The organism is Aquimarina sp. RZ0 (genome assembly GCF_008370685.1).
GTDB lineage: Bacteria > Bacteroidota > Bacteroidia > Flavobacteriales > Flavobacteriaceae > Aquimarina.
Map to the genome: position 1 here is coordinate 45,710 of NZ_VTZU01000048.1, position 6,635 is coordinate 52,344.

A 6,635-nucleotide genomic window follows, 5' to 3' on the forward strand; every position below is an offset into this window, starting at 1 on the left:
ATAAAAAACTACTTTTTTTTAGGGTATACTTATCTGTAAAGTGTCTTTATAATGTAAATCAAGTATTAACGTAAGCCTATGGCCATGGACATAGGTTTACCATTATAATATATTAATCTTTAAATATTTATTATGGGATTGAAAAGAAAAGCTTCAGAGATAACGCCAGACCCTACAACGTCAAAAAGACCTATTGATCCAAAAGGAATCATATTACCTAAAGGACCTAATCAACCAACTAAAAATGTAAATCAAACAACCAAAAGTAAAAAACGTCCTGGTCAAGTTAGATGATTGGATAATAGAAGTTATCAAATAAGCCTATATTCATGACCATAGGCTTTCGACACTTCCGCTCTTTGTCACTATCAAAAAAGGTTAAATCATCAATAATACTACACTTCCTTGTTTCCACACGTCCATGCCCCAAATCTTCATCTATACTGATCACTGAGGGCTTGGTAATGTTAAACATTTTTTGCACCTGAGTATGTAATTCCTTTTGGTTGTCTTTTACTGCTAAAATATAGTCAGCCTCTTTAGCAATGATTTGTTGAGCTATCTCTGTTTGACAACCCATAGCATCAATAGCTACGCTACATCCTTTAATAATTAATAGTTCTAATAATTGGGGAATGGCAGTAATTTCATTACTCTTTTCTGAACAAAGAGATTGTCCTAAACATAGGCCATTCTCTACAGCAAAAGCAGAAACCATATGAATAAGCGCTCTTATTGGAAGAGGTGTCATAAGAACCTCTTAAACGCTTGCCATCAATGGCTATTATACGATTTATAACTAAAAATTTCGCATATTCATCGTTTCTTTTTCCTTTCTACTTCGTTTAAAAAATAAACCGTAGCTATAGCTATGCTTGATTTTTTTGCCTTGCATAAAGAAAAAATAATTCAATGAATTTATACGAATTTTTTAATCACAAATCGTATTACTTCTCCATTGGAGAGTTCAGAAATTTCTTGTATCCAAAACATAAAGCAATGGCTAAAGACCTGATGATCCAATGCACCAAAAAACCTTCCTAAAGTATCGTGAGAAGGGATACCCGAGGTCAATGGGATATACTTTGTAACCAATCTATTTGGGATTTACCAAACAGCTCTATTGATTTCCAACCATCAGAGCCGCTTACAACGGCTGCAATTACAAGAAAAACAATATCAATTAAAGGATGTTTTAAATTCCCACGGTAAGTGGTACGAGGGTCTTCCAAATTGCTGAAATGTTTAATAAAACTATTGTTAAAACCTATGGAACATGCAGTAGCTATCACTTTTTTTTATTCCAATAATGGAAATAGTGTGGCTATAGCCTTGGCTAATATACAATTATATTTTGAATGCGATTGCCCTGAAGAGTATCCTCTTAAAATCCAAAAATGAGCAAAAAAACTAATCAAATTAGAGAATATAATTTATAAGATTTTTCTCTTAAAATTGAAAAACAACCCTTTTCCGACCGGACACAAAGTAGAAAAAATTTCATTTTTTTTACCTTTTAATTACTGAGCGCCATGAGATTGTGATTTTTATGATCCTTTTTATTACAAGATAAAAAAATCAAGTACCTGTGGAGGGGGATAAGGATAGAATTAGGGGAAACATCGGGATAAGCATATTATTTTTTTATGCAATGACATTTCAAAGGCTTTGCAAATTTTCTGGATCATTGCTTTTGATCGTTTTAGAATAAAAAAATGATCTCCTTCTAAAAACTCGGGAACTACAGTATGTATCGTTTCATCATTCCACGCTTTTATTTGACCTATAGAAGCTTTATGATCTTCTTCCCCTATTTCTTTACTTCCTAAACAAACATATATGGGGATGGGAAGTGGGGTTTTTAATTTCTTATATTCATAGGATTCTATCAGTTCAAAATCTGACCTCAATATGGGGTAGTAAAATTCTAAAAACTCAGTAGTCTCTAAAACCTCTTGAGGTAACCCGCCTATTTCATGTACCTTTTTCCAAAATAAATTTAAAGGAAGAGCTCCCCAATTTTCACTTTCTTTGCTGCTTGGTGCTCCTCTTCCTGTAACATACAAACAACAAGGTAATGGCATACCCTCAGTTACAAGTTTTTTTGTTAATTCATAGCCCAACAATGTACCTAAACTATGCCCATATATCATATAAACCCCATCTTCAATATGAGGTAATAATTGATCAAAAAGATCATCAATTACATTTTTCATGGTGGTTAAAAAAGGTTTGTTAAACCTGTCACCTCTCCCTGGAAGTTCTAAAGTAACCCATTCAAAATCATCAGGAATATACTTTTCTAAATTCCTAAAACTAAATTTATTCCCTCCAGCAAAGGGAATCGCAATAATTTTATGTTTCAACTTTTTGTCTCTCATTTTTAAGTGAACTTTTTTCTTATTAATACTCTTACTTACTAGTAAATTGATTTTTAATAGGATAATTCTTTTTCAAAGCGTTGAAGAAGATATAGGATTAAACGATTCTTTTAATACTTTCAAATTCTCTAAGTTTTCAATAATTTTATGAGCAGGAGGGCCGAAATCCAAAAGACACGTTATTTTATCTACACCAGCTTCTTGAGCGTGTTCTACTATTTCTTTACAGGATTCTTTATCTCCAATTAATCCTTTTGTATTGGCAAATCTGGTGTATAAAAAATTAACAAATTCATCAATATCCTCTTCGGTTAAAGAGTCTAGAGAAAATTTACTCCCTCTATTCTGAGCTAAACCTTTTAATAGTGAACCGTTTCGTTTTAAAAAGTCGCAATAAGGCTTTCTAGCTTCTTCCTTTGCTTGCTGATCGTCCTTCCCTACATAAGTATGGAGCATTAATGTTATTCTCCCTTCTTTGGGGTCTAGCCCATTTTCTTCTCTTGCTCTTCTGTAACATTGAATCTTCTCAGCTAGTTCCTCCATAGTATGATCTAGCAATGCAGTAAGGATATCATATCCTTTTTCTCCAGAAAGCTTAAACCCTTCCAAACTATTACTTACTGTAACGCACATCGGAATCCTTTTCTGCACTGGAGTAGGATATATCTTAATGTCTACTACTTGTCCATTTCCTCCCTTACGCTGAACAGTCTCTCCTTTCCATAAGCGTTTAACCTGTTCGATATTTTTATACATAATATCATACCTTTGATCATAATTTTCAGGAAAGAAAATAAAATCATTAGGATTCCAGCCTGGGGCAATAGAAAGGGACACTCTACCATTAGATAAATTATCTACCATAGACCACTCTTCTGCAATACGTACTGGATCGTGAAGTGGAACAACAACGCTTCCACTATAGAGGCGAATTCTTTTGGTTACTCCGGCTATGGCTGCATGCAAAATAGCAGGATTGTTATAGACACCTCCAAATTCTGTAAAGTGACGCTCGGGTACCCAGATAGATGAAAAATCATTCTCATCTCCATAAATTGCACATTCCTTTACAAGATCATAAATATTACCTGTTAAAGAATCTTCGCTACTGGCGAAAAACATAAGTCCAAATTCCATTGTATTCTTTTTTAATATTTTATTCTATTTATTATTGTACACAAATTCATTATTTATTATAGGCTCTTTTTTAAATAAATATTCTACCAGTACTCTATATTATTGCTCATACTATTCTCGAGGTATGATTTTATTCAGTGTAAACGTTCCTTCTCTTTTTAAAAAATAAAAGTTACGCCTCAACACACATAGTAAGGCTTTATTTATTCACTAACTTTATTTTTATTCAAACTAATTTCTAATTCTTTTGCATATAGTATATCTATCGCTTTTATCTCTTTATGGTCTTTAAAAAATAATGACAAAACAGCTATGATCAATCCCATAACAGCGAATAACATAAATATGGAAAATGCGACCTCTGATCCTGGGTAATATATTATATATTTAGAGTCCTTAAAAAGACTACCTAGTTTATCAACTATAAATCCAGAAAATAAAAATGATAATGGTCCAGCAATGCCCACAAACAAACCAGTCATACCAGAGAATCTACCTAACATTTCTTCTGGAACTATAGTTTGCGTAAACGAATTATATAGTATACCGGCTATTGTGACTAATGATAGTATAATGATACCTATAATTGTAATAGTGTATATGGTACCAGGAATGAAAAGAAACATGACAATCAATCCCATTACTCCATAAAGGGTTATTATAATTCTATTTGGAGAGTTAATCCCCTTTTTTTTGCTCATAATAACACTCCCAATGAACCCCCCAAGCCCTATAAAACCATAAACCAATCCAAGAACATACTCATCTGATAAATCTAATAACAAGGGGGTTAATAGTACCATTAGTAATCCTAAAAAAAATGCACTGATAAAAGAAAACATCAAAATGTAAAGAAATCCATGTCGTTCTTTTATAAATTTTTTTATTAATGCTATATCCTTTTTTATACTAAGAGGTTCTGAAGTTCTCTTGACAACAATAGAACCTAAAAAAACAAAACCTATAACGGATATTGAAAAGGAGATAATATCTATTAAAAACACCTTTTCAATACCTATTAATTTATATAATACAGGTGATAAAATAGGGATACCTATCTCCATAATACCATAGCACATACCAACTAAAGACTGGGCTTTGATTAAGTTACTCTTGGAAACCAAAGATCGGGTAGCAACAAAAAAAGCTTGAAAAACAAACATACTCGATATAGATCCTACTCCTGCTACCAACATAATATGCCAAGGAACTAAGAGATCCATACGATGGAGACTAAATAAAACAATACTCCCAATACCTGCTGCGAGTTGACCGTAAATAATCATCTTCTTTTTATCCCACCGATCTACTAAGCTCCCAACGAAAACAGAAAAAACTACTGCCGGAGCAGCTTCAAAAAACCAGATGGAAGAATATGATAATACTGTAGCCCCTGGTTGATCCAATACCCAAATAGCCAATGCAAAATCTGTTAGATCTGTGCCCATCAAAGAAATCACCAATAAACCTATATATACATAATACTTCTTCATATAATACTTTAAATCTTAATACTTTTTCCTGTAATACAGCGATTTTATTAAAAGGTTTTGGTTACTGGTTTTGATTCTCTATAGAATAAGCCCTTAACTTGATTTCATTTGGTTGGCGATTTCTTCCACAAAAGGTTTATCTAATAGGTTAGAATGCATTACTCCTTCTATTTCATAAACAAACACTCCTTGTGTCGTATAATTTAATTACTCCATCCGTAATCACGTTTTTCAATAGGTAGATCTGTAGTATTCTCTATATCTCTTATTACTAAATTTTCGGCTTTAAACAAGACAATTGGCGTATCTATTTTTTGATCTGGACTAGGGATATATTTCATCTCGACTATCGTCAAATTTGGTTATTAATCATGTTTTTCCTTTTTTTAGTGTCTTTTTCTCTTTGTTGTCTAGAGGAATTAATCGGATTCTGATGTGGGGAATTTCTGCTAACGTTTTGAACTAATGAATTTCAGCCGTTGGTTACTCTTGGCAAAAATATGATACCTCGTTAGAAATTATTTCGGTAGTTTATTTATAATCTTTGCAATTTCATATACACTAGGTAATTTTAGTAAATTTTCATGATCTACATCAAAATGATATACCTCTACTTTATGTTTAGTAAATTTATTCCAACCATAATCAAATTTTTCCTGATTATTAAATATTATCTCGTTAATTCCTTTAAATAGTTTAACTTTAGTATCCAATTTTTTGATACCTTCTTGTGAATTGTATTTTTTCTCAACCGAAAAATGATTTGACCAGACCATAAAGCTAATTTTAAAACTGGTATAATACGATTCTTTAATTCCTGAATCTTTAATTAAATTCAAAATATATTCAAACTGTTCATTAGTTGTTTTATTTATAAGAGTATATTTATCTATATCTATTTTTTTACCAAAACTTTTCACAAACTCTTCGACCATATTAAAAAGTTCTTCATAATTATCCTTTTTTTTGATCTCTTCTATCAGTTTTTTTGTCGGAGGTGGCCCATCAAAGGATAAGATTTCTTTAACTTGAAATCCTGATTCCCTTAATTGGATAGCCATCTCTAATATTATTCTAGCCCCAAAAGAATATCCTGCGAGAATATATGGCCCTTTTGGATCTATCCGCTGCATTTGAATAATAAAATTCGATGCCATTTCTTCAATTGATTGTAAAGGTGAAGAAATTCCATCTAATTCTGGTTGTTGAAAAGCATAAAGCGGTTGATCTGAAACTAACATTCGATTTAAATCGTAATAACTGATCGCGGAACCTCCAGCAGGGGGAGCACAAAAAATCGGTGGTTTAGTTCCTTCTTCATTCAAACGAACTAATAATGTTTGTTTATTGGTTTTTAAGAAACAAGCATTTGTATACTCAAAAATTGTGGGGTATTCAAAGAGTTTAAAAATAGTAAAATTACTATTAAACAAGTCGTGATTATTCATCTTTATAATCATTTTAACAGCTAGTAAACTATGCCCGCCCAATTCAAAGAAATTATCATAAATACCTATCTTATCCACGCCCAACAACTCCTGCCAGATCTCTGTCAACTGCACTTCTATTTCATTTCTGGGAGCTACATACTCCGTACTTGATAAATGCGCTAAATCTGGATCTG

At 32.3% G+C, this 6,635-nt stretch carries 6 protein-coding genes and 2 pseudogenes; 1 reads left to right on the forward strand and 7 read right to left on the reverse strand.

Features of this window, described 5'->3' with window-relative positions; translation table 11 throughout:
- Positions 1 to 132: 132 nt before the first annotated feature.
- The gene (locus tag F0000_RS27825; protein WP_188112176.1) at positions 133 to 294 is read left to right on the forward strand and encodes a hypothetical protein; all 162 of its coding nucleotides are present in this window, start codon (positions 133 to 135) and stop codon (positions 292 to 294) included.
- Here F0000_RS27825 and F0000_RS17945 read toward each other — a convergent pair.
- From F0000_RS17945 to F0000_RS17975, 7 genes and pseudogenes are all read right to left on the reverse strand, one after another.
- A pseudogene (locus F0000_RS17945) lies at positions 287 to 788 on the reverse strand (ISAs1 family transposase); the annotation flags it as partial. The gene F0000_RS27825 and the pseudogene F0000_RS17945 overlap by 8 nt on opposite strands.
- Positions 789 to 918: 130 nt before the next feature.
- Positions 919 to 1,292: pseudogene (locus tag F0000_RS28635) on the reverse strand (ISAs1 family transposase).
- A 318-nt stretch (positions 1,293 to 1,610) separates the two neighbouring features.
- Positions 1,611 to 2,381 carry a thioesterase II family protein gene (locus F0000_RS17960; protein ID WP_149626113.1) on the reverse strand — a complete coding sequence of 257 codons (771 nt, stop codon included), beginning with the start codon at positions 2,379 to 2,381 and terminating at the stop codon, positions 1,611 to 1,613.
- Positions 2,382 to 2,453: 72 nt separating this feature from the next.
- Positions 2,454 to 3,518, reverse strand: coding sequence for a MupA/Atu3671 family FMN-dependent luciferase-like monooxygenase (locus F0000_RS17965; protein ID WP_149626114.1), 1,065 nt, complete (start codon positions 3,516 to 3,518; stop codon positions 2,454 to 2,456).
- Positions 3,519 to 3,721: 203 nt separating this feature from the next.
- Positions 3,722 to 5,011 (reverse strand): MFS transporter, encoded by a 1,290-nt coding sequence (locus tag F0000_RS17970; protein ID WP_149626115.1) that lies wholly within the window; start codon positions 5,009 to 5,011, stop codon positions 3,722 to 3,724.
- Between the two features lie 203 nt (positions 5,012 to 5,214).
- A complete protein-coding gene (locus F0000_RS27830) occupies positions 5,215 to 5,352 on the reverse strand; it encodes a hypothetical protein (RefSeq protein WP_188112179.1) in 138 nt (45 codons plus the stop codon).
- Positions 5,353 to 5,529: 177 nt separating this feature from the next.
- On the reverse strand, positions 5,530 to 6,635 hold a 1,106-nt coding region (locus F0000_RS17975; protein ID WP_149626116.1), incomplete at its 5' end, for a thioesterase domain-containing protein.

What these genes read in the sequence shown, in the direction of transcription:
- F0000_RS17960 (WP_149626113.1), bottom strand. Translation starts at nt 2,381, where the DNA reads ATGAGAGACAAAAAGTTGAAACATAAAATTATTGCGATTCCCTTTGCT.
- F0000_RS27825 (WP_188112176.1), top strand. Translation starts at nt 133, where the DNA reads ATGGGATTGAAAAGAAAAGCTTCAGAGATAACGCCAGACCCTACAACG.
- F0000_RS17965 (WP_149626114.1), bottom strand. Translation starts at nt 3,518, where the DNA reads ATGGAATTTGGACTTATGTTTTTCGCCAGTAGCGAAGATTCTTTAACA.
- F0000_RS17970 (WP_149626115.1), bottom strand. Translation starts at nt 5,011, where the DNA reads ATGAAGAAGTATTATGTATATATAGGTTTATTGGTGATTTCTTTGATG.
- F0000_RS27830 (WP_188112179.1), bottom strand. Translation starts at nt 5,352, where the DNA reads ATGAAATATATCCCTAGTCCAGATCAAAAAATAGATACGCCAATTGTC.